Here is a 22,417-nt window from a genome sequence, read left to right as displayed (position 1 = left end):
TAGTTAACAGATGAGGCAATGAAAATGAGTGGTGGTGTAAAAAATAGCAAAAACCCTGCAGGAGACGAAGCGGCTAGTTGCTGTGAAACGTTCAATTTAGGGACAGGACTCCGGGTTAAGAATACTGGTGAATCACATAAAGCAAATGATCATGCACATGATCAGCAGGCTCATAATCACAAGAAATGCAGTGATGATCATTCCCATGAAGGTCATAACCATGAAGGCCATAACCATGAAGGCCATAATCATGATGCCCATAGCCATGGCGGCGAAGGGCATTCGCATGATGAGCATAATCATAAGGGATGTAACCATGCTCATGCCGCGCAAGAGCATTCTCATGAAGGCCACGATCACGGCCATGAGGGGGATTGTTGCTCCGCTGCTCCAGAACAATTGAGTAGCCTAGGGGGCTCGCAGGTTGTGGCTGGTGGATTACGGACAGAAATTCGCATTATGCAGATGGATTGTCCTGTTGAAGAAAATCTTATCAAAAAGAAACTGGGTGGAATGAGCGCTGTTAAAGAGCTTGATTTCAACCTGATGCAGCGTGTTTTGACTGTAACCCATACACCGGATTCGCTTGAAGCTATCATGGCTGCAATTCGCTCGTTGGGATTCGCGCCAGAAGTCTCTGATAATACTAGCGGCAAGAAAAATACCCAGGAGAAAAAAAAGCCCTGGTGGCCATTAGCTCTTGCTGGCGTAGCTGCTCTTGCAGCCGAAGTGATGCACTGGGCTGATATGCCTGACTGGCTAGAAGCTGGGTTGGCTTTGATAGCAGTGCTTTCTTGTGGTCTGACAACCTACAAAAAAGGTTGGATTTCGATTCGCAATGGCAACTTGAATATCAATGCACTAATGAGTATTGCCGTTACTGGGGCTTTGGTCCTTGGGCAGTGGCCAGAAGCGGCGATGGTTATGGTGTTATTCACCATTGCCGAGCTGATAGAAGCCAAATCACTTGATAGAGCCAGAAATGCAATAGGTTCCCTGATGAACCTGACTCCTGAAACTGCAATGGTCCAACAAGCTGATGGAACATGGCAGGAAGTTGACGCCAGTAGCGTACAACCGGGCAGTATTGTCAGGGTAAAACCAGGTGAACGAATTGGTCTCGACGGAGAAATCGTCAAAGGCCAAACCACCATTAACCAAGCTCCAATTACAGGTGAAAGTATGCCTGTCGATAAAATTGCGGGCGATGCTGTATTTGCTGGAACAATAAATCAGTCAGGCTCTTTTGAATATAAAGTCACTGCAGCTGCAAATAATACAACCCTTGCTCGCATCATTCATGCCGTTGAGCAGGCGCAAGGCGCCAAAGCAGCTACACAACGTTTTGTTGACCGCTTTTCCCAGATTTATACCCCCGTCGTTATGGGTATTGCTGTTGCGGTTGCTGTATTGCCACCATTGTTTGGGGCAGGAACATGGCAGGAGTGGATCTATAAAGCTTTAGTTATGCTTGTCATTGCGTGTCCATGTGCCCTGGTTATTTCTACGCCAGTAACGATTGTTAGTGGACTTACTGCAGCTGCTCGCAAAGGGATTCTCATTAAAGGCGGTGTTTATCTTGAGCAGGGACGTAAGCTAAAAGCCCTTGCGCTGGATAAAACAGGAACTATTACCTATGGGAAACCAGTACAAACCGACGTAATGGTATTCAATGGGTGGAGCGAGCGTGAAGTTCGTACTACTGCAGCTAGTCTCGCTAGTTACTCTGATCACCCTGTTTCACTGGCAATTGTGAATGCTTCTGCTGATTTGAAAAAGCAGGATGTTGACAGCTTTGAAGCGATTGTTGGGCGAGGTGTGCATGGCGCGATTACAGGTAAGGATTTTTACCTTGGTAACCTGCGTTTGACTGAAGAACACTTTAATTGTCCATCAGAGATTAAAGCAACAGTACAAAGGCTGGAAAGCCAGGGTAAAACAGTTATTTTACTCAATGATGGTAAGCAAGTGCTTGGGTTGTTCGCTGTTGCTGATACTGTTAAAAACAGCAGCCGTGAAGCGATTGAACAACTTCATGAACTTGGCGTTAAAACTATTATGCTGACTGGTGATAACCCACATACAGCTAAAGCAATCGCATCTCAGGTTGGAATCGATGAGGCTCGAGGGAATCAATTGCCAGAAGATAAACATCGTGCAGTTGAAGAGCATTCACGGATTGGAATCACTGGGATGGTTGGTGATGGTATCAATGATGCACCGGCTCTGGCTGCAGCTGATATCGGTTTTGCTATGGGCGCAATGGGTACTGATACGGCGATTGAAACTGCAGATGTAGCCTTAATGGATGATGACCTGCGTAAAATCCCAGCCTTTGTAAAATTATCCCGACAAACGTACAGCTTACTCGTGCAAAATATCAGCCTCGCTCTAGGTATTAAAGCCGTATTCCTTGTACTCACGCTCATGGGAATGGGAACTATGTGGATGGCTGTATTTGCTGATGTTGGTGCCAGTCTTCTGGTTGTGGCAAATGGCCTGAGGTTATTACGAAAATAAAGAGTTGGGTCCCTGAGTTCTTCATGGATGACAGACTCAGAGACCGTATTCTGGTTTGAATATATTCATAGAATATGGTTTGGGGGGAGAGAATGGACACCAGGAAATATTCTGAAAGTGTTGTCAAAGATATTTTGCAGTGGGTTGAAAGTTCATTGAATACAACCTTGCCAGTAGAATTTATTGCTGAGAAGTCTGGGTATTCACGATGGCATTTTCAACGTTTGTTTAAACAGACGACCGGTGTTGCGCTGGGTGAATATGTTCGTGCTCGTCGATTATCATGTGCTGCGATTGATCTGAAATTGACTTCCAGAACAGTCCTAGACATTGCACTTCAGTATGGTTTTAATTCGCAACAAACTTTCACGAGAGCTTTTAAAAACAAGTTTCATCTTCCTCCCGGTCGGTACCGCAAGCAAGGGAATTGGAATTTATCAGCGCTGTGTCCATCTTTACTTTCAGATTATGAGGAGAGATATGCCAATGTTAGTTAATGACCCCGTATTAATTTCTATGATAGAAGATCTGACTGATAAGTATAATAAAATGCAGGATTTTTTAATCGATGATGAACCTTGTATTGATATCGTACGGTCGGTGTATGAGTTGGAGTGTACAGTTAGTGAATTCAAAAAAAGAATTATACTTCAACATATTTCCTATTGCCATTCAGATGAATGTGATGACCCTGACCTGCATGTCGCCTTAATTGACAATATAAAAAACATACTTGACTATCTTGAATAATTTTACAAGAAGGGCATTAGGCTTTCTTAAAACCATTTGTGTTTTGGATGAATAAATATTTTTAATTCACTGATTTCCGTATGGTCTCAACCATAAAGAATATGATGGTAACTAACCCGGGTCAGTCAGTGCGACTCATGCAAGATGCTTGATGTGTATATCGTATAAAATCTTGACCCTATATCAACTTCATGGTTTTTAATGGAACCAAGTCGAGAGTAGCGAGGACGATGAACAGAGCAATAGGGGGAATCATCAATGGAACCTTGTTGCGGACGTTCTGCCTAGTCGCTAGAGCAAACAGAGGTCTCCATGATCAAGCAAAAAACTATCAAGAATATTGTTGAATTAAACGGTATTGGCTTGCATAGCGGTAAAACCGTTAACATGAAAATCATGCCTGCTGGTGCCGATAGTGGCATACGGTTCCGTAGAACAGATGTAACTCCTGTTGTTGATATTCAGCTCCGTGCCGATCAGATTCATGACACTATGCTGGCAACAAGCATTATCAACCCTCAGGGAGTTCGAGTTTCAACAATCGAGCATTTCCTTTCTGCGGTGTCTAGCATGGGGCTTGATAACCTCTTGGTGGAGCTCGATGCTCCAGAACTTCCCATTCTCGATGGGAGTGCCAGAGGATTCATAGACTCAATAATGCACGCTGGTTTGATAGAGCAGTGTGCGCTAAAAAAATATCTTCTGATAAAAAAAACGGTTTCCGTAAAAGATGGCGACAAATGGGCTCTTTTGCATCCAGACTCAAAGTTCTCGATCGATTTTATGATTGATTTTAAGCATCCCTTGATTTCTGCTGAGACTAATAGATTAAATATTGAAGTGTCGAAAGAAAACTATATTAGCGAGATTGCTGATGCCAGAACTTTCGGATTTGTTCGTGATGTAGAACTTCTACAACAAAAAGGTCTTGGGTTAGGGGCAAGTTTGAACAATGCGATAGGGCTTGATGAATATAGCGTTCTGAATCCGGAAGGTCTGCGATTTAATAACGAACTTGTGCGACATAAAACACTGGATGCGATTGGAGACCTCTTTGTATCAGGCCATAATATTATTGGCGCCTACCATGCTTATAAGTCAGGGCATGCATTAAATAATAAGTTGATGCTTGCACTGTTGAATGATGTCGAATCATGGGAATTAGTGAGTGTTGGTGAATATAAAAATGATGCCACTAGAGAAACCATCCTTTCTAAACCCAAAGAAGAGTGTTTTGAGTCATTAAGTATGTGGTCATAAGGGATATGAGTATGTTCGTCACATCTGGTTTTTTACACAGCTTATCTTGATGATTTTTTTCTTGACCTTACCACCACGGGAAGGTCTAGGCTGGATATCGACTAAGTCTTGATGAGCCAAACGGTAACCGTATCACTACGTATGCAAGGTAAGAGTGTCAGAAACGACGTCATTTGAAACTGGATCTGATATTAACAGAATACATTTTGGGAGGTAAGGATGAACATTGGTGATGCTGCCCGGTTATCCGGAGTTTCCGCCAAAATGATCCGCTATTACGAAGAGGCGGGATTAATACCGGAAGTTGCAAGAACTGCAGCCGGGTATCGGATGTACAGCGATATTGATGTGTACAAATTGCATTTTATACGTCGATGTCGGGAGTTAGGTTTCTCTCTGGCGCAAACAGGAGAACTTCTCTGTCTTTGGGGTAACCATTCGCGCCAAAGCGCTGATGTGAAAAAATTAGTCGAGTCACACATCCGCGAGTTGACTGTAAAAATTCAAGAATTTCAGCGTATGGCATCAATACTTACAACGCTTTCTGATTGCTGTGCAGGGGATGATAAGCCTGAATGCCCTATTTTGCGTGCACTGTATCTTGCAGATGTTAACGGTTTGCAGGAATCAGATTCTGGCCCTGAAATTACTTAGCCGCTACCCATATATGACAGTAATTTCAACTGAAATTACGCCCACAAAACAAGATGATATTAACATTAATTGGGTTAGTAATTCTTGGGTGAAAAGAAAGCAATGTGGTTTTTAAAATATATTAACTGTTTTTAGTAGTGAGGTTTACAATGTCAGATATTATTCCCGGATATTGCACACTTTGCCGTTCGCGTTGCGGGACGTTGAATGAAGTAGCAAATGACCACCTGATCAAGGTACGGGCCAACCCTGAACATCCTAATGGTAAGGCCATGTGTATGAAGGGCAAAGCGGCACCTGAGCTGGTGGACAGCGCAAATAGAATTCTGTACCCGATGAAGAGAACCCATCCTAAAGGTGCCGAGAACCCGGGCTGGAAACGTATAAGTTGGGAAGAGGCTATGTCAACGATAGCCGGACAACTGGAAAAATTTAAACGAGAGAACGGAGCTGAATCTGTCGCTTTCGGTTTTACGAGCCCAAGCGGTACCCCCCTCAGCGATGCAATTGAATGGTTAGAGCGATTTGTTCGTATCTATGGCAGCCCAAACACCAGCTATGGAACTGAAATATGTAACTGGCATAAAGACGTTGCACATCGATGGACCTTTGGCTGCGGCATCCCTGTTGCTGACTATTCCCATGCCGATCTTATCCTTCTTTGGGGGCATAACCCCGCGAATACTTGGCTTGCCCAGGCTAGTGCGATTGGTACTGGTCGAAATAACGGTGCAAAACTGATCGTCGTGGATCCTCGCCCGACACCTTTAGCGAAAGAAGCAAATGCCTGGCTTGATGTCAATCCTGGAACTGACGGTGCATTAGCTTTGGGGTTAAGCCATCTCCTGGTAGAAAGAAACCTGTTTAATCATGAGTTTGTTCGAAACTGGACTAATGGTCCTTTGTTGGTTCGAAATGATAATGGTTATTTTCTTCGGGAAAAAGATATTAACCCACTTGCCATCAGTAATCGCTATACAGTTTGGGACGAACACAACCAGCAAGTCACATTTATCGATTCCGAGACTCGAACTGAAGAAACGCTGACGCCTACAGCTGCACTTGAGGGTAATGTTGAAGTTGCAATAGCTGATGGTGCAAAAATTTCCTGCCAAACGGCGTTTTCATCTTTTAAAGATATGTTGGCTAATTATGACCCAGAAAACGTAAGCCGTATCACCGGGGTATCTGTTGCATCAATTGAAGCCGCTGCGAGTTTGATTGCCGGGGCCAAGAAAATCGCCTACCACAGTTGGTCTGGAGTGGCACAACACACTAATGCCACCCAAACAGAACGTGCGATTGCGACACTGTATGCTTTAACCGGTTGTTTCGATCAGGAAGGATGTAATCGAATCTATGCCAGCCACCCGGTGAATGTGGTTAATTCACCGACACTGATGCCAAAATCACAATGGGATAAAGCATTAGGTCTTGAAGAAAGGCCTATCGGGCCGCCTTCACAAGGTTGGGTTCATTCTCAGGATATCTGGCATTCAGTATTAGAAGGTACACCCTATAAAATTCGCGGGTTAATTGGCTTTGGTGCCAACATATTACTTTCACAAAGTGATACTTCTCTCGGACAACAGGCGCTTGAGGCACTTGAGTTTTATGCCCATGTAGATTTGTTTGAAACGCCTACATCAAAGTATGCTGATATCCTTCTGCCAGTAAACACTGCCTGGGAGCGCGAAGGCCTAAGAACCGGGTTTGAAAGTAGTGCTGCTGCTCAGGACCACATTCAGTTGAGAAAAAAAATGGTCTCTCCGCGCGGTGAAAGCCGTTCCGACCTTGAGATTGTTTTCGATCTTGCATGCCGGTTAGGAATGAATGAAGCGTTCTTCGACGGCAATATTGAGGCAGCCTGGAATTATCAACTAGAACCATTAGGTTTGACTGTTGAGATGCTCAGAAATAAGCCAGAAGGTTACGATATCCCGCTTGAGCATAAAGTCAGAAAATATGCTTTCAGAGACCCAAATAGTGGATATCTGGCAGGTTTCAATACAGAAACAAAACGTGCAGAGTTTTACTCTGAGATCCTTCATCGCTATGGTTACAATCCTTTACCTGAGTATGTACAGCCGCAAGAATACCAGCGCAACGATCCTGATTATCCACTAATGCTGACATCCGTTAAAAGCGGATTCTTCTGTCATAGCCAACATCGAAGCCTGACTAGCCTACGAAAAAAAGCACCTTATCCAACGGTAGACATTTCGGCAGCTCTGGCTGACGAAGAAGGTATCAAGACGGGGGATTGGGTAGAAATTGAAACGAGAGCAGGTCTTGCTCGATTTAGAGCAAAAGTGGAAGCCAAACTCTCTCATGAAACTGTAATTGCTGAGTTTGGGTGGTGGCAGGCTTGTCCTGATTTTGGCAAACCTTCATACCCGGTTAAAGGTGAGTACAGTAGCAATTACAATAGCTTAATCAGCGGTGATAGCTATGATCCAGTCAGCGGTGCTTTACCTTTGCGTTCATTCCGCTGCCGCATTCGCCGCTTGAATGATTTTGAGCTGATAAGACGCCCCTGGGAAGGTCGTAAAACATTCAAAGTCATTGAACTGAAAAAAGAAGCAGATAATGTTACGACAGTTACCTTCCAATCGAATAGTGAAGGCTACTTACCTGATTATGAACCGGGCCAGCATATCACTGTTAGCTGTTGTCCGATGAGCGATTCTGAAGAGATCGTTACCCGGGCGTATTCGCTGACAGGCCCTGCGTTTGTTCATGACCGTAAAACCTATTCCATTTCTGTCCGTCATCAGAAAGCGACTGATGAGAAAGGTGAATATGTAGAAGGAATAATGTCATCCTACATAAACACGCATTTGCAGATAGGCAAGGATGTTGAACTTACGCCTCCTGGGGGGAATTTCATTGTCCCGCTCAATGCCGTCCAGCCTGTCGTAATATTTGCTGGCGGTATTGGAATTACTCCATTCATTTCCTATCTGGAGTCTATTAACCCCCAAGCGGAAGGTCCGGAAATCTGGCTTTTCTATGCTAATCAAAATAGTAGGCTACATGCGTTTAAGAAAAGAATTGCGGAGCTAAATGCGTCTATTGACAGGCTTAAAGTAATTAATATCTACAACCAGCCCCTCGACTGTGATATTCCAGGATTGGATTATGATAGAGCTGGTTATGTTGGTGCGGGAGATGTCGAGGCATATCTTATTGAGAATAATGCTCGTTATTACATGTGTGGTCCGCAGCCTATGATGGATGCGATATCCCGAGGGCTTCAGGAGAGAGGTGTACCTGCATTTGCTATTTTCTACGAGATATTTCGTTCTCCGACAAAAATAAATAATGATCCCTCATTACGTCATAAAGTAATTTTTGCAAAATCAGGAAGAGAAGAGATCTGGACCACGGATAAAGGTACTCTGCTGAATTTTGGAGAAAAACTTGGGATTAAAATGCCTAGTGGTTGTCGTGTTGGACAATGTGAAAGCTGTTCAACTAAGGTGATTGCCGGGAACGTGCAGCATCTGAATGGTGTGGAACCCTCTGATGAGGGTGCATGTTTGACATGCCAGTGCATTCCTGCCGGTGATATCACTATTGATGCCTGAGATAGGTATTAGCATCCTTTACATCAGGCCATTTTAGTGGTCTGATGTTATTCAATGGATAACGCTATGTTTTAAAGACATTTTTAATTATTTTGCGCCAATCCAACTCAATAACCGATTTAATGAATTATTTCAGTGCGATCTTCATGAATTTTTATCATCCTCCCCCTTACCTTCAAGTTACTGCAAGTCTTAGCCTGTAAGAAATTACTACAGTCACCAGTTTCGGATTGGCCGAGGAGTTTTAGTGAATGAAAGGCTTGCAATGATAAAATTGAAACTTCATTGTTTTTCTGCATCGAGCCTAAAAAAATGACCGGGTATCCCTGAGCACAAAACCAGCCATCCACTCGATACATACAGGAAACGCGTTGATAACCGCGCTGCCATGGATGCCATATTCTTCTTCCTCAGGACTGGTTGTCTGAACGCCACCGGGATATGTTCATCGAGTTCTGCACACCGGCGCTTTAAGGAGTGGCACGATTCAGGCATTTTTGAGCGCTTCTGGCAGAACGGTTTGCTTGCCTGCGAGCATCTGGACAGCATTGACTGGTCCTGGTTGTCGATGGACGGTTGTATGACCAAATCGCCGCTGTCAGGAACAAAAAACAGGTCGCAATCCTAAGGACAAAGGGAAACAAGGTGTAAAGCGCAGCCTGCTGACGGACGCCAGGGGGCTTCCTCTGTCGCTGGTCGTCGCAGCAGCGAACACGCACGACATCAAATTGGTTGCGGATACGCTCGATGCCCTTCAGGCGGGGCATCCGGGGGGAAACTCAGGCTCTGTCTGGACAAAGGTTACGAAGCTGGATGGCTGAAAACGTATCTGCAGAGTCGCCGTTACGAGCCACATATTCAGTCCCGTAAAGAGGAGTCTGACGCCAGTAAAAACAGGGACTTCAAAGCCCCTCTCTGGGGCGTTGAGAGGACTCATAGCTGGATGAATCGCTTTCGCCGGGTTCTGACCCGATGGAAAAAGAAGGCCGAAAATTACGAGGCTATGTTGCATTTTGCCTGTGGTCTTATCGTCTGGAATAAAGTCCTATTGAGATAGGCTCTTAGTTAATAGAATCCCGTTCATATGGTCTATCATATGCTGTATACAGATCGAGAGAGTACCACTTGCACTAAAATTTATTGTATTCCCAAAAGCATCAAGAGCGGTGACATTTATTTTCTCTGCACGGTATACAAAACGACTGGTTCCTGGTATAGAAAGACATTTTTCCTCAGTGATATTTTTTTCTTCCTTACTCTCAGCAATTACCGGATTAATTAATACTATTGGTTGCACCAGCGATTCAGGGACATCAATTACAGCAATCCTTTGGTGAACACCAACCTGGGTTGCTGTTAAACCTACACTGGATGTACCGTACATAGTGGTAATCATATCCTTAATAAATTGCCGGGTTATCGGTGAAATATGTTCGACGGGCATTGCAATGATCTTCAATTTGGGATCCGGATACTTTAAAACTGATAATAATGACATGCAAGGCTACTCTTTATTTAAATGGCAGTAAAAACGATATGTTTTAAGTCGGACCTGAGTGGAGAACCGGGACAGAAATAACTACCGGACTGACAGCCAGATATAAATCTTCTGCTGCCTGCGAACGTCATTCCGGTCTGTCCTGCTCAACAGCACAACAGACCGGAAACACTATATCAGAGAAGAGGAAGGGTATAACTGACTGTAACCCGGGTTTCATCCTGGTCACGCTGTCCAGCAGAGCCTTTTCTACTTGTGTCAGGCAGAGCGCTGCGCATTGTGGCATTTTTTACGGAGATGCCAAGTCCGTTAAGTATTCCCTCGGGGATAGTATAACTCAGGGCAATATCCCGTTCCCATTCCCCCTTTCGCCCATTCCCGGTATCAATATTATCGGCGTTCAGATAGAGGATACTTAGATTCAGCCCTTTGAGCCCTGCATCAGCAAAATTATAGGCGTACCGTGCCAGCCAGGTTCGCTCCCCCGCCCTGCTGAATTTTAGCAATTGTGCATCAGTAATTAACCAGGTGCTTGTTCCTTCTCCATCACCACGATTCAGATATGGAAAGTCACTTTTCCCCGTCAGCCACTGATAACCACTGCTCACACTGTGACCTCCAGAAGACCATGTCAACTGACCGCTATAAACATTGTTGTCCACTTCTCCCTTTGTGCGATTATTTCCGTAATAACCAGTACTTACATATCCGGCACTCCGTCCTGCAGCACTTCCGTTCTTTCCGTCTGCATCGCTGATGAATATACGAATATCTGATTTCAGGTTCCCGGAAACGATTTTCAGGTTATGTGCCAGTCCGATATAGTTTTGTCTGTAAAAATTATCCAGCTCACCGTAATAGTATGAGAGAGTCATGTCTTTCATAAGAGTATAGTCACCACCGGCGAAATAAAAACGATTACTGCTCCGTGAAGTGGGACCACTTCCATTGGCTCCGGCAATGGACATTCCGCGCATATCTGTGGAGTTACGTCCTTTTGTATGTGTGAGAACGCCGCCGGTCAGACTCAGATCGTCGATATCTGTTGATGATATTTGTCCTCCCTGATATGTCATGGGCAAAAGGCGGGCATCGTTGTATATAACGACGGGATTTTTGGGCTGAAGCGTTCCATAACGGAGTTCCGTATCAGATATTTTTGCCCTGCCGGTAACCCCCAGGCTACCGAACTGATGAACCGCTCTGCCATCATTGTCTAGCGGAAATACTGTACCGGGTTGCCGACCTGACGCCGGTGAGCCTGCTTTACCTCCTCCGTCAAGTCTGATGCCCAGTAGCCCCAGAGTGCTCAGTCCGAATCCCACTGGCCCTTCAGTATAACCTGAATCGTAATTGAGGATGAACCCCTGTCCCCATTCTTCCTGTTTACTGAACCCGTCCCCACTGCGATTATCTGTATTAATATAGAAATTGCGGAGTGTGAGATTGGCCTTACTGTCTTCAATAAAACCGGCTATCGCATTAGGGACTGTAACTCCCGGCATCAAAGCTACAGCAGATATTACGAGTGTAACTATTCTCATTCAGGTAATTCCTTTAGCTTGCCTGATATCAATATACGCGGTAACACGAAGGGAAAATGGCAGAAAATAATGAGGTATTTGTTTACCGCTGCACTAAGTACGAATCCAGTTCATATCAAAAACCATGAAGTGGCTACAGGGTCAAGACTTTTTTTTTCAGACTGACTGCTTATACCATGGATTGGCCCTATGCACCGTGTTTCTGCTGGTTGTAAGACAGGAGACTTCCGTTTAGACCGGCACTGTTTTCAGGGAGGGAATCAATCTGATGTATCAAGCGAATTGGGTTAATTGTAAGCGTCCAGCGAGACTTGCAACTACCCACAATTATATTAAGGTAATCATTATGATAATCAGCTAAATTACTTTCAGGGATGGTTGAATGATTAATCAGGAACAGACTTCGCTTTCATGGCTCGATGAGGAAATTAATTCTTCTGTCTTTAGCGATCGCCGCCGTGCCAGTCGTTTTAAAAGTCTCATGCAAAAACTCTGGCGGGGGATGGGCAACAGCCTCCCTTTTGCCTGCCAGGATAATGCAGCAACAAAAGCCGCTTACCGGTTCCTTTCCAGTGACAGGATTGATGAGCAGCACCTGCTGCAGGGACATTCCGAGGCTACCAGTCAAAGGATATATGCGCTGCAAGGTGAGAAGATTCTACTGCTTCAGGACACCACAACATTTGGCTACCACCGGGATAACCCTGATGCAGTAGGATTTGCAGGCAATCACACCTAATCAAGATGGGGAATGATGCAGGTGTCAATTGTGGGATCCTGATGCATTCGAGCCTGGCAGTGACGACATCAGGGCTCCCGCTGGGTCTGACCGCGGTGAAGTTCTGGACCCGAAAAAAATTCAAAGGCACTAACGCACTTAAAAGGAAAATTAATCCGACCGTTTTTTTACATCAGATCACTGGCTGACAGTCAAAGACGTGGCTCACGTCTTCATGGTTGACATAGTCTGTCCGGACAGAGATGTCCATATCCGAGCAAGTTTCCGGCAGGAACGAGGTTGCCATAGCTCCGGATGAGAGCATGCCAGTCAGAATCAGTACTGCAGTCACGCTAAATTTTTTCATCTGTATATTCCTCTTCATCAGATATCGCCGTTTCACCTGTTAATGTGTATTAAAAACCCTGTGGTTCATACAGGGTCAACACCCTTACGCTGTTTTTTCTGGTGGGATAAGGACAAAAAAAAAGGCTACCTGGGGGTAACCTGACTAAAACAGTCATCAAGGAAAACGGACAACAGGGATAGGGTTGTCCTGGAGGGTGTGTCCGCATGTGAGGTCGCCGGCGGAACCGGAGGTGACCCCCACTATAGTGGCAGTCAGTCCGGCAGTTCCCTCTGCGACCATCTCACGCGTTTACTGCTCAGGTTCAGGGTAATACCGTCCCGGATTACTTATCAAGTACTGCAGTCACGCGGGCAACGTTTTTCTGGTCTGCACTGGTGATGCGGTAGGACGAAGCACCGGATTCCTGGGCGATAGCGGCAATTTTCGCTTCCGCGTTGTTCAGGGTGTCAGCAGTAACGCTGACGGACTGGGCGAAGCCGGAGAAAGAAACTACGGAGAGCATACCGGCAGCAGCAAGCAGTTTGATGTTTTTCATGGTCATATTCCTTGGGTTATCTGGTCATCTGGTCATCTGGTGATACCGGCGTCATCGCCGTCTCACCTGTTGATGTGTATTAAAAACCCTGTAGTAAATACAGGGTCAACAAGTTATTTTGTAAATTATTGTCGGCTGTGTTTTTGTCGTTTTCATACAACCCAGCTCTTGAAAGAGCCTCACTGTGGCTGACGAGAAATGAGAAAATACGGCCGTAACAGACACCGCGAAACCGGGATTGCGCTGGGGAGATAGGTCGGTGCAGGGCAAGTTAACTTACAGGATTAGTGAGGGTTTATGATGTTACGGCTACTGATTAAGTACGCGTGCGTATTCTGGCGAAGTTGAACGGTTATTCCGGAGGAACGTGAACGCGTTATTCCCTAACGCGCCCTAACTTCTTTTTATTACACCGACCGTTCACTTTCAGTCAACCTGTGCCAGTCGTTTTCTCATCGACTCACCCTTCATTTCCAGCCGGTGGGAGTTATGCATCAGACGATCAAGGATCGCGTCTGCCAGCGTGTTATCGCCAACGCAGCCATACCACTCATCCGTTGGCAGCTGGCTTATCATCACCGTGGCGTTCTTTCCGTATCTGTCATCCATCAGTTCCAGCAGATCGTTACGCTGCGCTGGCAGCAACGGCTCAAGGCCCCAGTCATCCAGGATAAGCAGCTGCGTTTTTGACAGCTGAGCCAGCTGCTTTCGGTAACTACCGTCTGCGCGGCTGTGCGTCAGTTCAACCAGCAACCGGTTCAGTCTCCAGTACTGTACGCTGTAACCCTGCTGGCAGGCGTTGTTGCCAAGGGCGCAGCCCACATAGGTTTTGCCGCAACCGCAGGGGCCGGTTATCAGCAGGTTCTGCCCCCTGACCACCCATTCGTTCTGGCTTAGCTGAGCGATCCGAGAACGTTCCAGGTTTCTCGCTGGCTGGTAGTCGATGTCCTGGACCGAGGCTTCAAGCCTCAGGCGGGCTTTTTGTAGCAGACGTTTCTGTTTACGCTGATCCCTTTCGAGTGATTCGCGCGTGACCAGCAACGCCAGTCTTTCCCTGAAGGAGAGCTCTTCGTAAGTGCCGGGTTGCTCCATCTGTGAGGACAGCGCGGCCGCCATTCCCGTCAGTTTCATTTCTGTCAGCTGTTTCATCAGCGTATGTGGCATTATCGGATCCCTTGTTTCAGTGGAAGTGGCGTGGGCCACGGATGTTTTCATGTTCCTGAGGAAGCTCCCGGGACGGGTGCAGATCTTTGTCCGCCGGAACCAGGTCGCGGTTATTCTTCAGGATCGACTTTATCTGCTTCAGCCGGGTTAACCCCTCTGCATTGGCCAGCCGACAGCTGTTATTGACGCGCTCAGAAGGATATTCACGCGTCAGGCTCAGCAGCCCCAGACACAGGCGATAGGCCTGTTCCGGATGCGCTTTTTCAGCCAGACGCTCGCTGACCCACGTGAAGGTGTCGGAGCCCACACCGGCCGCCCAGCTTTTCAGCCGCTCTGGCGTCCACTGCTGATGATGACGATGGCGCTCCGGCATATGTTCTGCTGCCGTACTGTTGCCCGGATGAAGACGCCGCGGGTGACTGGCGATCATCTGCCCGTCAGACCAGACTTCAAGCAGGTTGTCGAAGGCATGAAGCTCCACCGTTTTACCGACGTGCTGATGGGGGACTGAGTAGTGATGCTGTTCATATTCCACGTGATAATCGATATTCACCTTCGCTTTTTTGATGTGCCGGTAGCGCCACTGCTGCACCGGTAATGGCCTGAGCACAGTTTTGTCCAGCCTTTCGAAGGCCTCACGGCGATTGCCCGGCAGTTTTTTGAAGGGACGTTCGTTGAGCCCGGTTACCAGCGTACGGATACAGTGGTTCAGCTCAGCAAGCGAGAAGAAGACCTGGTGACGGAGCCGGGCCAGGATCCAGCGTTCGACGATCTGAACGCCAACTTCCGCCTTCGGCTTGTCTCTGGGTTTTCTGGGGCGGGCAGGTATCACCGCAACCTGATAATGCTCAGCCAGCTGCTGATAGGAGGGATTCAGTTCGGGATCGTAACGACTGGCTTTGCTAACCCCGCTTTTCAGGTTATCCGGAACCAGGATTTCGGGGACTCCACCGAAGAACTCCAGCATCCTGACGTGGCTGAGAAGCCAGTCTGACAGCGACTGCGTATAGGTAGCCTCCGCGAAGGTGTAGTTTGATGCGCCCAGCACCGCCACGAAGATCTGGGCCTGCCGGCATTCACCCGTCTCAGGTGAGATAACCGACACTGTGGGTCCACAATAGTCGATAAAGCATTTTTCACCGGCAAGATGCTGCTGGCGCATGGAGCGTTTCTGTGACTGGCACCAGGTCTGGTAGCGGCAGCAGAACTGCGAGTAGCTGTACGCCCGAACCGGCATCCTCTGGCAGTATTCCTCCCACAGCAGGTGGCGGGTGACGCCTTTTTACGCAGCTCCATATGGATTTCAGCCCAGTCGGGATCCTCCAGCGCGCCAGGACGACTGTCAGACTCAGGATAAAGCAGACTGGCAAGTAGGGGCTCTGACATTCCTTCCGGAAGTGGCCAGGAGATCCCAGCGGCTTCAAGTCGTTTGAGCATTTTCTGGATGGCACCCGTGCTGACATCTGCGCACTGGCTTATCTGGCGGAAGGACAGGCCGACTTCAAAACGCAGCCTTAAAATTTCATGGATTTTATGCATTGCGATTCTCTTGTTTGGCATATATCACACCCTGGAATAAAAGGGATAGATATAGCATCAAAAATCAATGCGTTAAGAATGATTCTGGCAACGTGAACGGCAATTCCGGTCGGGTGAACACCGATTCTGGCAAAATGAACAGTGATTCTGGTCATGGTGCAAAATCGGGGTATTTTCCGCCGGAATACGCGTTCACGCAAAACCAGAAATAGCGTTCACGTTCCGCCAGAATACGCAACGCGATCACCGCCGGAATGTGTAAGCGTTAAACGAGCGCCGTATTGACGGTTATTTATCGGTAAGAACCACGTTCCATGGCAGCAGTTCCGCCACTTTGTTGCTGGGCCATTCCGGCAGTACGCTCAGGATATGGCGAAGGTAGGCCTCCGGATCGATACCATTGAGCCTGCATGTTCCGATAAGACCATACAGCAGGGCTCCGCGCTCACCGCCGTGGTCGCTGCCGAAGAAGATAAAATTCTTTTTCCCAAGACAGACGGCACGAAGGGCTCGTTCGGCTGTGTTGTTATCAGGCTCTGCCAGGCCATCATCACAGTAGTAGCACAGCGCATCCCACTGGTTCAGGGCATAAGCGAACGCTTCGCCCAGACGGGATTTTTTCGACAGAGTGGCGCTTTTCTCCACTAACCAGTCATGCAGGGATATCAGCAGCGGCTTACTTCGGGACTGCCTGGCTGCCAGCCGCTCAGTTGCAGGGAGGCCCCGTATTGCTTCTTCGATTGAACCGCCCCGGGAATCCTGGAGACTAAACTCTCAGTAAAAGGAGATCCCTGATGAAATCAAAATCAGCTAATCGTTACCCGCCGGAATTACGTGAGCGCGCTGTCAGAATGCTCATTGAGCATCTTGATGAATATGACTCTGAACCGGATGCTATCCGTGCCATATCGTCAAAAATTGGTTGTCATTACGATACCCTGAAAGGCTGGCTACGCCAGCACAGAAATGACTTACGCGGTGGTATCAGCCCCGTCAGGACTGGTGATGGCGAGCTGACCAGTAACGAACGTCAACGTTTAAAAGAGCTGGAGAGGGAAAACCGGGAGTTGCGTCGCAGCAATGATATTCTGCGTCAGGCATCAGCCTATTTTGCTCAGGCGGAGCTCGACCGCCACTGGAAAAAATAATGCCACTGCTCGAACGTCTGAGTGGTGCCCACGGGGTCGGGCCGGTATGCCGCGAGCTGGATATTGCCCCGTCGACATATTACTGGCATCAGCAACGTCAGCAATCGCCGGAAAAACACAGCCTGCGCTCGCAGCGTGATGCGCTTCTGAAGGTGCAGATACAGCGGGTGTACGACGATAACTATGGCGTCTATGGAGCCCGCAAGGTCTGGCGTCAGTTACAGCGGGAGGGCATCGGCGTGGCCAGATGTACAGTGGTACGGTTGATGAAACTGATGGGGCTCGCAGGCGTGCTCCAGGGCAAAAAAGTCCGCACCACAACCAGTCGCAGAGATACCGCAGCACAGGACAGGGTAAACCGCCAGTTCGTAGCGGAATGTCCCAACCAGCTTTGGTGTGCAGATTTTACCTACGTCATCACCTGGCAGGGCTTCGCCTATGTGGCGTTCATTATCGACGTGTTCGCTGGCGTCATCGTGGGCTGGCGGGTCTCATCATCGATGGAAACGTCGTTCGTCCTGGATGCGCTGGAACAGGCACTGTGGTCACGGCGACCTTCGGGCACCATCCATCACAGCGACAAAGGCTCTCAGTATGTCTCGCTGGCCTACACGCAGCGGTTGCAGGATGCAGAGCTGCTGGCTTCCACGGGGAGTACCGGTGACTCGTATGATAACGCGATGGCGGAGAGTATCAACGGTCTGTACAAAGCGGAGGTCATCCACCGTCAGGCCTGGAAGAAGCGCTCAGAAGTGGAACTGGCTACGCTGGCATGGGGGGACTGGTACAACAATCGTCGGTTGCTGGAACGACTTGGTCACATCCCTCCGATAGAGGCAGAAAAAGCGTATTACGCTTCCATCGGGAACAAGGTTCTGGCAGCCTGAACTTCCGAACTTAACTCTCTCCAGGAAAACCGGGGCGGTTCAGTATGAAAACGCCCTCCGGGTGGTTGCGCTGGGGCGCCGTAACTACATGTTCTTCGGCTCTGATGGTGGTGGTGACAGTGCGGCAGTGATGTACAGCCTGATCGGTAGCTGCAAACTTAACGGCATCGAGCCGGAAGCCTGGCTGCGCCATGTGATCAGCGTCATCAACACCTGGCCCGCCAACCGCGTGAAAGAACTGCTGCCCTGGAACGTCACCCTCTCTGTAAACTAATTTTTACCCCACGTCCTTCACGGTGCGCTTACGGTCAGGCGGAGTTAAGGTATTGTAGAAGTGTTGATTTCGGCGGGCTTAGAATGCAAAAACGGACCACCATGGAGGTCCGTTGATATGAATTTGGTGCAAGACTCGCAATCGAACCAAAGATGCGGGGATTTTCAAAACTCGTGCTTAATTTGGTAATTCTGACGGTAAAGGCCAGTCTTCTGGTACCAGGGCAGGGGGCTTGGTCCAGGGAAGCTCGGTTAAAGCATCCTGGAACCACTGGTCGCGAAGATTTGCGTGCTCTGTCACGATAAGCTGGAAGCCTGGGACTTCTTCTTGTGTAAACTTCAGCAGTAACGCAAACAGTCTACGTACTGCTGCTAAGTCAGCATCAGCTTCCGTTTTCTGAACAGTACCATCAGCTTCCTGGTAAATTTTTTCAGAAGGGAAATAAACTTGGGTAGGCTGATCAATTAAAAGAAACTGAGGAATGGGGCAATTGTTCTTTGAAGCAAAGAGATGAAGGGCTAACAAGGCAGACAGGTGATAAGCGAGATGATTTTCGCCACCGCCAGTTCGACTCATTGGTACCGGACGATCTGTACGATCAAAGATAATAGTCATTTGGCTTAGATCAAACCGTGCAGGGAGCCCCTGAAATTCTGCATCAAAAGCCTGGATGTAGCGTGTAATCTGTGACGAAATGTTATTCAGAATAGATATGAGTCTTTCATGGCTGCTATCAGCTCCAAATTTCCTTTGTAGGTCTTCGACTTTGAGCTTTAGACGACGATTTTCTGCTTCATATGTGGCCAGTTCTGAGTTAGGTACAAGGTCTTCAAGGAACAAACTTATACGACCAATTACTCTTGCCGCAGCATTATTGCGTGTGCCTAATTGCTCAATAACTTCGTTTGCCGCGATTGCCGCAGCAAGCTCCACTTCTTTGGCTCTTATCGAACTTACAATGGTCTGAACCTCATCTTCTAGTTCAGTAAGATAAACATCCATTTTAGGGCGTTGGCCAGCCACAATGCTCATTTCAGCGTCGAGAGTTGTTAGTTCGCTCAGGAGTGCTTTAGCAATTGGAGATTCCAGTGCTAAATTTGCTTCACAGAATGGCCATTGCCATTCACCAGTTTCCGGATTTTTCGGTAGAGCCTTGATAGAAGATAATCGGTCTTGCTGCTCTAAAACTTCGTTTTCAAAATTACCTGATTGCTTGGCATACATCCGAGCAGAATCAATTCGGGACTGGGTCTGACGTCTGTCTTGTCGTAAACCAGCAATTTCATTTTCAAGAATGGATATTCTATGTCCATCGTCTTCAGGTAGGGGGGACGGAATCCATTGCATTGCAGAACGCAAAACATCAATTACTTCGTCAGTTCCGATTCTCTCTTTGTCTTGTGTGATGATACCCACGGCTCTGGCTTCAGATAAAAGCCCAGAACCTTTTAGCAGTGATGTATCGATTGTATCGCGAGCTTGTTCAAGACGTTTGGCGTTGATTTTCAGATCTCGTTGTGCTGTTCGGAGTTTGGCCTCAAGTTCATAGCGATCATTTGATGAAATACCTAAAAGAATCGGTAATGTGTCGCGAATAGCTTGTGGCTGAAATGCCTCATTTTGTCGATAAAAAAGTTGATCTTTATTTGCTACAAGGCCCTGCTTTTGGAAAAGGTAATAAAAAGTATGCTTGATGTTTGCTTCAAAGCTTTCTCTGCTGTGCCCAATTGCCACGTCTGTACGGTTCTCGCGGATGCCAAGTAATCGTGACAACAGTGCGACTACAGAATCATCATCGGTGTTAACCGAGAGGTCTTTGAAATTTGGTGCGGTCAGTTCATTTCCTCGTCGCAGCATAACGGTGCCACAGCTTGTGGCTCCTGCATTTGGTGTTGGTTTCGCGATTAGTACTTGTTCCTGTGAAAATTGATAAATGACTGCGAACCATGACACTTTATCGCGAATAATACCTTCTGGTACGTTAAAAGTAGATCGACCCATACAGTATTCAATGATCTCAGAAAGAGCTGATTTACCGGTTGAGGAACGGCCAGTAATGACATTTAAACCATTAACCTTAAATTGCAGGTCCCGACGTTGGCCATCATGGCTGTAGACATGAATCGACTTAATTTTCATGGGCGTATTCCAAAGGTCGTGTACACCGTAACGCGATCTGCAATACGGGCAAATTCTTTTCCTATATAGCGCGCGACACGCTGGCATGAGATTGATTCTTCAGTCCCTATGACCGATTTGCGAACTTTATTAGGTATTGTTTTCAATCGGCCGTCTTGCGTTACGACAAAACATCCTCGTTCCATGAGCACTCCAAAAGCTTCAAGCGTAAATGGCAGCATATTATTGACGCGGTTAGCAAAATTAATGAGTAATTTGGGATTGTTTTCTATAGTTTTCAAAAGGTAGCGGCGAGGATTTTCAGCAAACACTTGGCGAGAATCTTTTTGCAGACATAATGGTAAAACTAAAAGAGCGAGAGAAAATGGCATGCCCTGTGAGTTTTCCTCTTCGTAGCTCTGCATTGCTCTGAATAGTACAACACCACAAAATGCAGGATTGAAAAGATTCCTTATCTCGAATGGACGCTGATCCCATTGCTTCATGCTTGGGCTCCCAACAATTGCCCAATTCTATTTAGGAAGTGGGGATGCCAGAAAATTTTGGGTAGTGGTCTACTGTTCGCAAGGATGTGAAATCCTCCTCGAACTACATAAGGCTCAGTCACTCGTTCTCGGATTCGCAATGAGTGAATATTACCACTTTCAAGATCGGCCCATTGATACAATGCTTTTCCCGCAGTAATAAGTACTTCGTCAGCTGAATTTTCATCTAATTCTTCAAAAACTACGTCTTTATAGCGACTCCATTCATCAACAAGGCGGTCTTCATAATCTTCCATCTCTCCTGTTACCAAAAGGTTTTCACGCGCCCATGAAGAACGCTGCTCAAATGCTCGGTAGTAGTCGAGAATAGCGTTTCGGATACGATTAGAGGAAACCCCTATTTCACGGAGTTGCACAACAAAGAGCCTGGGATCATTCATCGCATCGATTTCTCCAACGGGAATTTTTCCTCTGAACGTAATCGGCAGATTGTCCGATTTGTACTCTTCAGAAAATGCTGCAAGTTTGTCGGAAATCTCATAACCAAAAATCGCCTCTTTACGTTTCCCTGTTAGCAGATCGACTATCGTGTTATTCCACCACCCTTCAAGTCGTTCAAAAATAGCGTCTCGGTTATCGCGTCTAATGATACGCATGTGTTGATTTTTGATAATTGTTGGGAGGTCTTCAATGCGAGGCCCGCCATCAAATATGATTATCCGTGATAAGAAGTCATCTTTTTGCTCATCAGTCAGTTTATTGAACTCATCGGCTATTGCCGTGATCAGTTTTGACTTGCTTCTAGCCAGAGCTGTGTTGGTGAGTTGAGTTATTGATACTGAATTATCGTCTTTTGTTGGCGGTTCGACTAAGAAGTGTTGCAGGAACGAGGAGTTTGAGATAGATCCGGTCGTAAACAAAAAGAAACGAAGATTTGCTTCGGTTTTACCATCACGATTATAGCGGTCAAGCCAGATGCGGACTGACTTCCAAAAATCGGTAGACAGGTCGGTTAGAGTATCCCCATCCCCTTTGTGTTTGAGCGATGCCAGTGTTTTGACACCATCAAAACTAACGAAGTCTAGGTCATCATCTTTTTCGATCAAAACAGATGTATCTTCTGGCCACTGAAGAAGCTTAAGTAGCGCAAAACGAGGCTGATAGATATACCCTAAGCCCTGTTCACCAGCAGCGTATTGATCGCTAGATACTCCGGTCATTTTAAGTCCCTGCGTCGATTGCGCTTTCAGCTGTACGGAAAATGGCTCATGAAAGCAACAAGTTACCATCCAATGTTTGGTGGTACGTATCACATCATCGATATTAGCTTAAAACAATACCA

16 protein-coding genes, 4 pseudogenes and 1 other annotated feature are annotated in these 22,417 nt (G+C 47.0%); of the genes and pseudogenes, 10 read left to right on the top strand and 10 right to left on the bottom strand.

Features of this window, described 5'->3' with window-relative positions; translation table 11 throughout:
* The first annotated feature begins 24 nt into the window (after window positions 1–24).
* The 7 genes and pseudogenes from OGX67_RS14120 to OGX67_RS14090 all read left to right on the top strand — a co-directional run bounded on the left by OGX67_RS14120 (window position 25) and on the right by OGX67_RS14090 (window position 9,831).
* The gene (locus OGX67_RS14120) at window positions 25–2,520 is read left to right on the top strand and encodes a heavy metal translocating P-type ATPase (protein WP_016154432.1); all 2,496 of its coding nucleotides are present in this window, start codon (window positions 25–27) and stop codon (window positions 2,518–2,520) included.
* 92 nt (window positions 2,521–2,612) lie between these two features.
* The gene (locus tag OGX67_RS14115; protein ID WP_071532327.1) at window positions 2,613–3,017 is read left to right on the top strand and encodes a helix-turn-helix domain-containing protein; all 405 of its coding nucleotides are present in this window, start codon (window positions 2,613–2,615) and stop codon (window positions 3,015–3,017) included.
* A complete protein-coding gene (locus OGX67_RS14110; RefSeq protein WP_223175622.1) occupies window positions 3,001–3,270 on the top strand; it encodes a hypothetical protein in 270 nt (89 codons plus the stop codon). Before OGX67_RS14115 ends, OGX67_RS14110 begins: the two co-directional genes overlap by 17 nt.
* Window positions 3,271–3,582: 312 nt before the next feature.
* Window positions 3,583–4,530 (top strand): UDP-3-O-acyl-N-acetylglucosamine deacetylase, encoded by a 948-nt coding sequence (gene lpxC / locus OGX67_RS14105; RefSeq protein WP_023302364.1) that lies wholly within the window; start codon window positions 3,583–3,585, stop codon window positions 4,528–4,530.
* Window positions 4,531–4,749: 219 nt separating this feature from the next.
* Window positions 4,750–5,184: a Cu(I)-responsive transcriptional regulator gene (gene cueR, locus OGX67_RS14100; protein ID WP_023336667.1), complete on the top strand. Its 435-nt coding sequence runs from the start codon at window positions 4,750–4,752 to the stop codon at window positions 5,182–5,184.
* 149 nt (window positions 5,185–5,333) lie between these two features.
* Window positions 5,334–8,774 (top strand): molybdopterin-dependent oxidoreductase, encoded by a 3,441-nt coding sequence (locus OGX67_RS14095; RefSeq protein ID WP_023302365.1) that lies wholly within the window; start codon window positions 5,334–5,336, stop codon window positions 8,772–8,774.
* 322 nt (window positions 8,775–9,096) lie between these two features.
* Window positions 9,097–9,831: pseudogene (locus OGX67_RS14090) on the top strand (IS5 family transposase).
* On the opposite strand, the gene def reads toward OGX67_RS14090, so the two are convergent.
* Both def and OGX67_RS14080 read right to left on the bottom strand, forming a co-directional pair.
* Window positions 9,820–10,272 (bottom strand): peptide deformylase, encoded by a 453-nt coding sequence (def, locus tag OGX67_RS14085; RefSeq protein ID WP_016154430.1) that lies wholly within the window; start codon window positions 10,270–10,272, stop codon window positions 9,820–9,822. The pseudogene OGX67_RS14090 and the gene def sit on opposite strands and share 12 nt — an antisense overlap.
* Window positions 10,273–10,448: 176 nt before the next feature.
* A complete protein-coding gene (locus OGX67_RS14080) occupies window positions 10,449–11,816 on the bottom strand; it encodes an OprD family outer membrane porin (protein WP_016154429.1) in 1,368 nt (455 codons plus the stop codon).
* Window positions 11,817–12,198: 382 nt separating this feature from the next.
* Between OGX67_RS14080 and OGX67_RS14075 the strand changes: the two genes are divergently transcribed.
* The gene (locus tag OGX67_RS14075) at window positions 12,199–12,555 is read left to right on the top strand and encodes an IS4/Tn5 family transposase DNA-binding protein (RefSeq protein WP_016154428.1); all 357 of its coding nucleotides are present in this window, start codon (window positions 12,199–12,201) and stop codon (window positions 12,553–12,555) included.
* Between the two features lie 172 nt (window positions 12,556–12,727).
* Here OGX67_RS14075 and OGX67_RS14070 read toward each other — a convergent pair whose 3' ends face one another.
* The 5 genes and pseudogenes from OGX67_RS14070 to OGX67_RS14050 form a co-directional block, all read right to left on the bottom strand.
* The gene (locus tag OGX67_RS14070; RefSeq protein ID WP_016154426.1) at window positions 12,728–12,901 is read right to left on the bottom strand and encodes a hypothetical protein; all 174 of its coding nucleotides are present in this window, start codon (window positions 12,899–12,901) and stop codon (window positions 12,728–12,730) included.
* A gap of 325 nt (window positions 12,902–13,226) precedes the next feature.
* The gene (locus OGX67_RS14065) at window positions 13,227–13,439 is read right to left on the bottom strand and encodes a YdgH/BhsA/McbA family protein (protein WP_016154425.1); all 213 of its coding nucleotides are present in this window, start codon (window positions 13,437–13,439) and stop codon (window positions 13,227–13,229) included.
* 426 nt (window positions 13,440–13,865) lie between these two features.
* Window positions 13,866–14,606: an IS21-like element helper ATPase IstB gene (gene istB, locus OGX67_RS14060; protein WP_269150626.1), complete on the bottom strand. Its 741-nt coding sequence runs from the start codon at window positions 14,604–14,606 to the stop codon at window positions 13,866–13,868.
* Window positions 14,607–14,619: 13 nt separating this feature from the next.
* Window positions 14,620–16,163 (bottom strand): annotated as a pseudogene (gene istA / locus OGX67_RS14055) (IS21 family transposase).
* A gap of 267 nt (window positions 16,164–16,430) precedes the next feature.
* A pseudogene (locus tag OGX67_RS14050) lies at window positions 16,431–16,886 on the bottom strand (IS66 family transposase); the annotation flags it as partial.
* A gap of 50 nt (window positions 16,887–16,936) precedes the next feature.
* Here OGX67_RS14050 and OGX67_RS14045 point away from each other — a divergent pair.
* Window positions 16,937–18,177 (top strand): IS3 family transposase gene (locus OGX67_RS14045; RefSeq protein WP_162838707.1). Its coding sequence is split into 2 segments (ribosomal slippage): window positions 16,937–17,252 and window positions 17,252–18,177, totalling 1,242 coding nucleotides; the frame shifts between segments, so codons are not numbered across the junction.
* Window positions 17,245–17,361, top strand: a sequence feature (AL1L pseudoknot). It overlaps the preceding gene by 117 nt.
* 46 nt (window positions 18,178–18,223) lie before the next feature.
* Window positions 18,224–18,451 (top strand): annotated as a pseudogene (locus tag OGX67_RS14040) (transposase domain-containing protein); the annotation flags it as partial.
* Between the two features lie 177 nt (window positions 18,452–18,628).
* On the opposite strand, the gene OGX67_RS14035 reads toward OGX67_RS14040, so the two are convergent.
* The 3 genes from OGX67_RS14035 to OGX67_RS14025 are packed head-to-tail and all read right to left on the bottom strand — an operon-like array spanning window position 18,629 to window position 22,295.
* The gene (locus OGX67_RS14035) at window positions 18,629–20,590 is read right to left on the bottom strand and encodes a DUF3732 domain-containing protein (RefSeq protein ID WP_016154418.1); all 1,962 of its coding nucleotides are present in this window, start codon (window positions 20,588–20,590) and stop codon (window positions 18,629–18,631) included.
* Window positions 20,587–21,075, bottom strand: a complete 489-nt coding sequence (locus OGX67_RS14030; protein ID WP_016154417.1) for a three component ABC system middle component — start codon at window positions 21,073–21,075, stop codon at window positions 20,587–20,589. The genes OGX67_RS14035 and OGX67_RS14030 overlap by 4 nt, the downstream gene beginning before the upstream one ends.
* A complete protein-coding gene (locus OGX67_RS14025; RefSeq protein WP_016154416.1) occupies window positions 21,072–22,295 on the bottom strand; it encodes an ABC-three component system protein in 1,224 nt (407 codons plus the stop codon). The genes OGX67_RS14030 and OGX67_RS14025 overlap by 4 nt, the downstream gene beginning before the upstream one ends.
* Window positions 22,296–22,417: the final 122 nt, after the last annotated feature.

Source organism: Citrobacter sp. Cf118 (assembly GCF_030334095.1).
GTDB classification, from domain to species: Bacteria; Pseudomonadota; Gammaproteobacteria; order Enterobacterales; family Enterobacteriaceae; genus Citrobacter; species Citrobacter freundii.
The sequence above is the reverse complement of the archived record's forward strand: the minus strand, read 5'-3'. Positions and strand labels throughout refer to the sequence as shown.

Bases quoted from the DNA above. Each gene is read 5' to 3' on its own strand.
- def (WP_016154430.1), bottom strand. From the start codon at position 10,272: ATGTCATTATTATCAGTTTTAAAGTATCCGGATCCCAAATTGAAGATC.
- OGX67_RS14065 (WP_016154425.1), bottom strand. From the start codon at position 13,439: ATGAAAAACATCAAACTGCTTGCTGCTGCCGGTATGCTCTCCGTAGTT.
- OGX67_RS14115 (WP_071532327.1), top strand. From the start codon at position 2,613: ATGGACACCAGGAAATATTCTGAAAGTGTTGTCAAAGATATTTTGCAG.
- OGX67_RS14070 (WP_016154426.1), bottom strand. From the start codon at position 12,901: ATGAAAAAATTTAGCGTGACTGCAGTACTGATTCTGACTGGCATGCTC.
- OGX67_RS14025 (WP_016154416.1), bottom strand. From the start codon at position 22,295: ATGACCGGAGTATCTAGCGATCAATACGCTGCTGGTGAACAGGGCTTA.
- OGX67_RS14095 (WP_023302365.1), top strand. From the start codon at position 5,334: ATGTCAGATATTATTCCCGGATATTGCACACTTTGCCGTTCGCGTTGC.
- OGX67_RS14075 (WP_016154428.1), top strand. From the start codon at position 12,199: ATGATTAATCAGGAACAGACTTCGCTTTCATGGCTCGATGAGGAAATT.
- OGX67_RS14030 (WP_016154417.1), bottom strand. From the start codon at position 21,075: ATGAAGCAATGGGATCAGCGTCCATTCGAGATAAGGAATCTTTTCAAT.
- OGX67_RS14120 (WP_016154432.1), top strand. From the start codon at position 25: ATGAGTGGTGGTGTAAAAAATAGCAAAAACCCTGCAGGAGACGAAGCG.
- lpxC (WP_023302364.1), top strand. From the start codon at position 3,583: ATGATCAAGCAAAAAACTATCAAGAATATTGTTGAATTAAACGGTATT.
- OGX67_RS14035 (WP_016154418.1), bottom strand. From the start codon at position 20,590: ATGAAAATTAAGTCGATTCATGTCTACAGCCATGATGGCCAACGTCGG.
- OGX67_RS14080 (WP_016154429.1), bottom strand. From the start codon at position 11,816: ATGAGAATAGTTACACTCGTAATATCTGCTGTAGCTTTGATGCCGGGA.
- OGX67_RS14110 (WP_223175622.1), top strand. From the start codon at position 3,001: ATGCCAATGTTAGTTAATGACCCCGTATTAATTTCTATGATAGAAGAT.
- cueR (WP_023336667.1), top strand. From the start codon at position 4,750: ATGAACATTGGTGATGCTGCCCGGTTATCCGGAGTTTCCGCCAAAATG.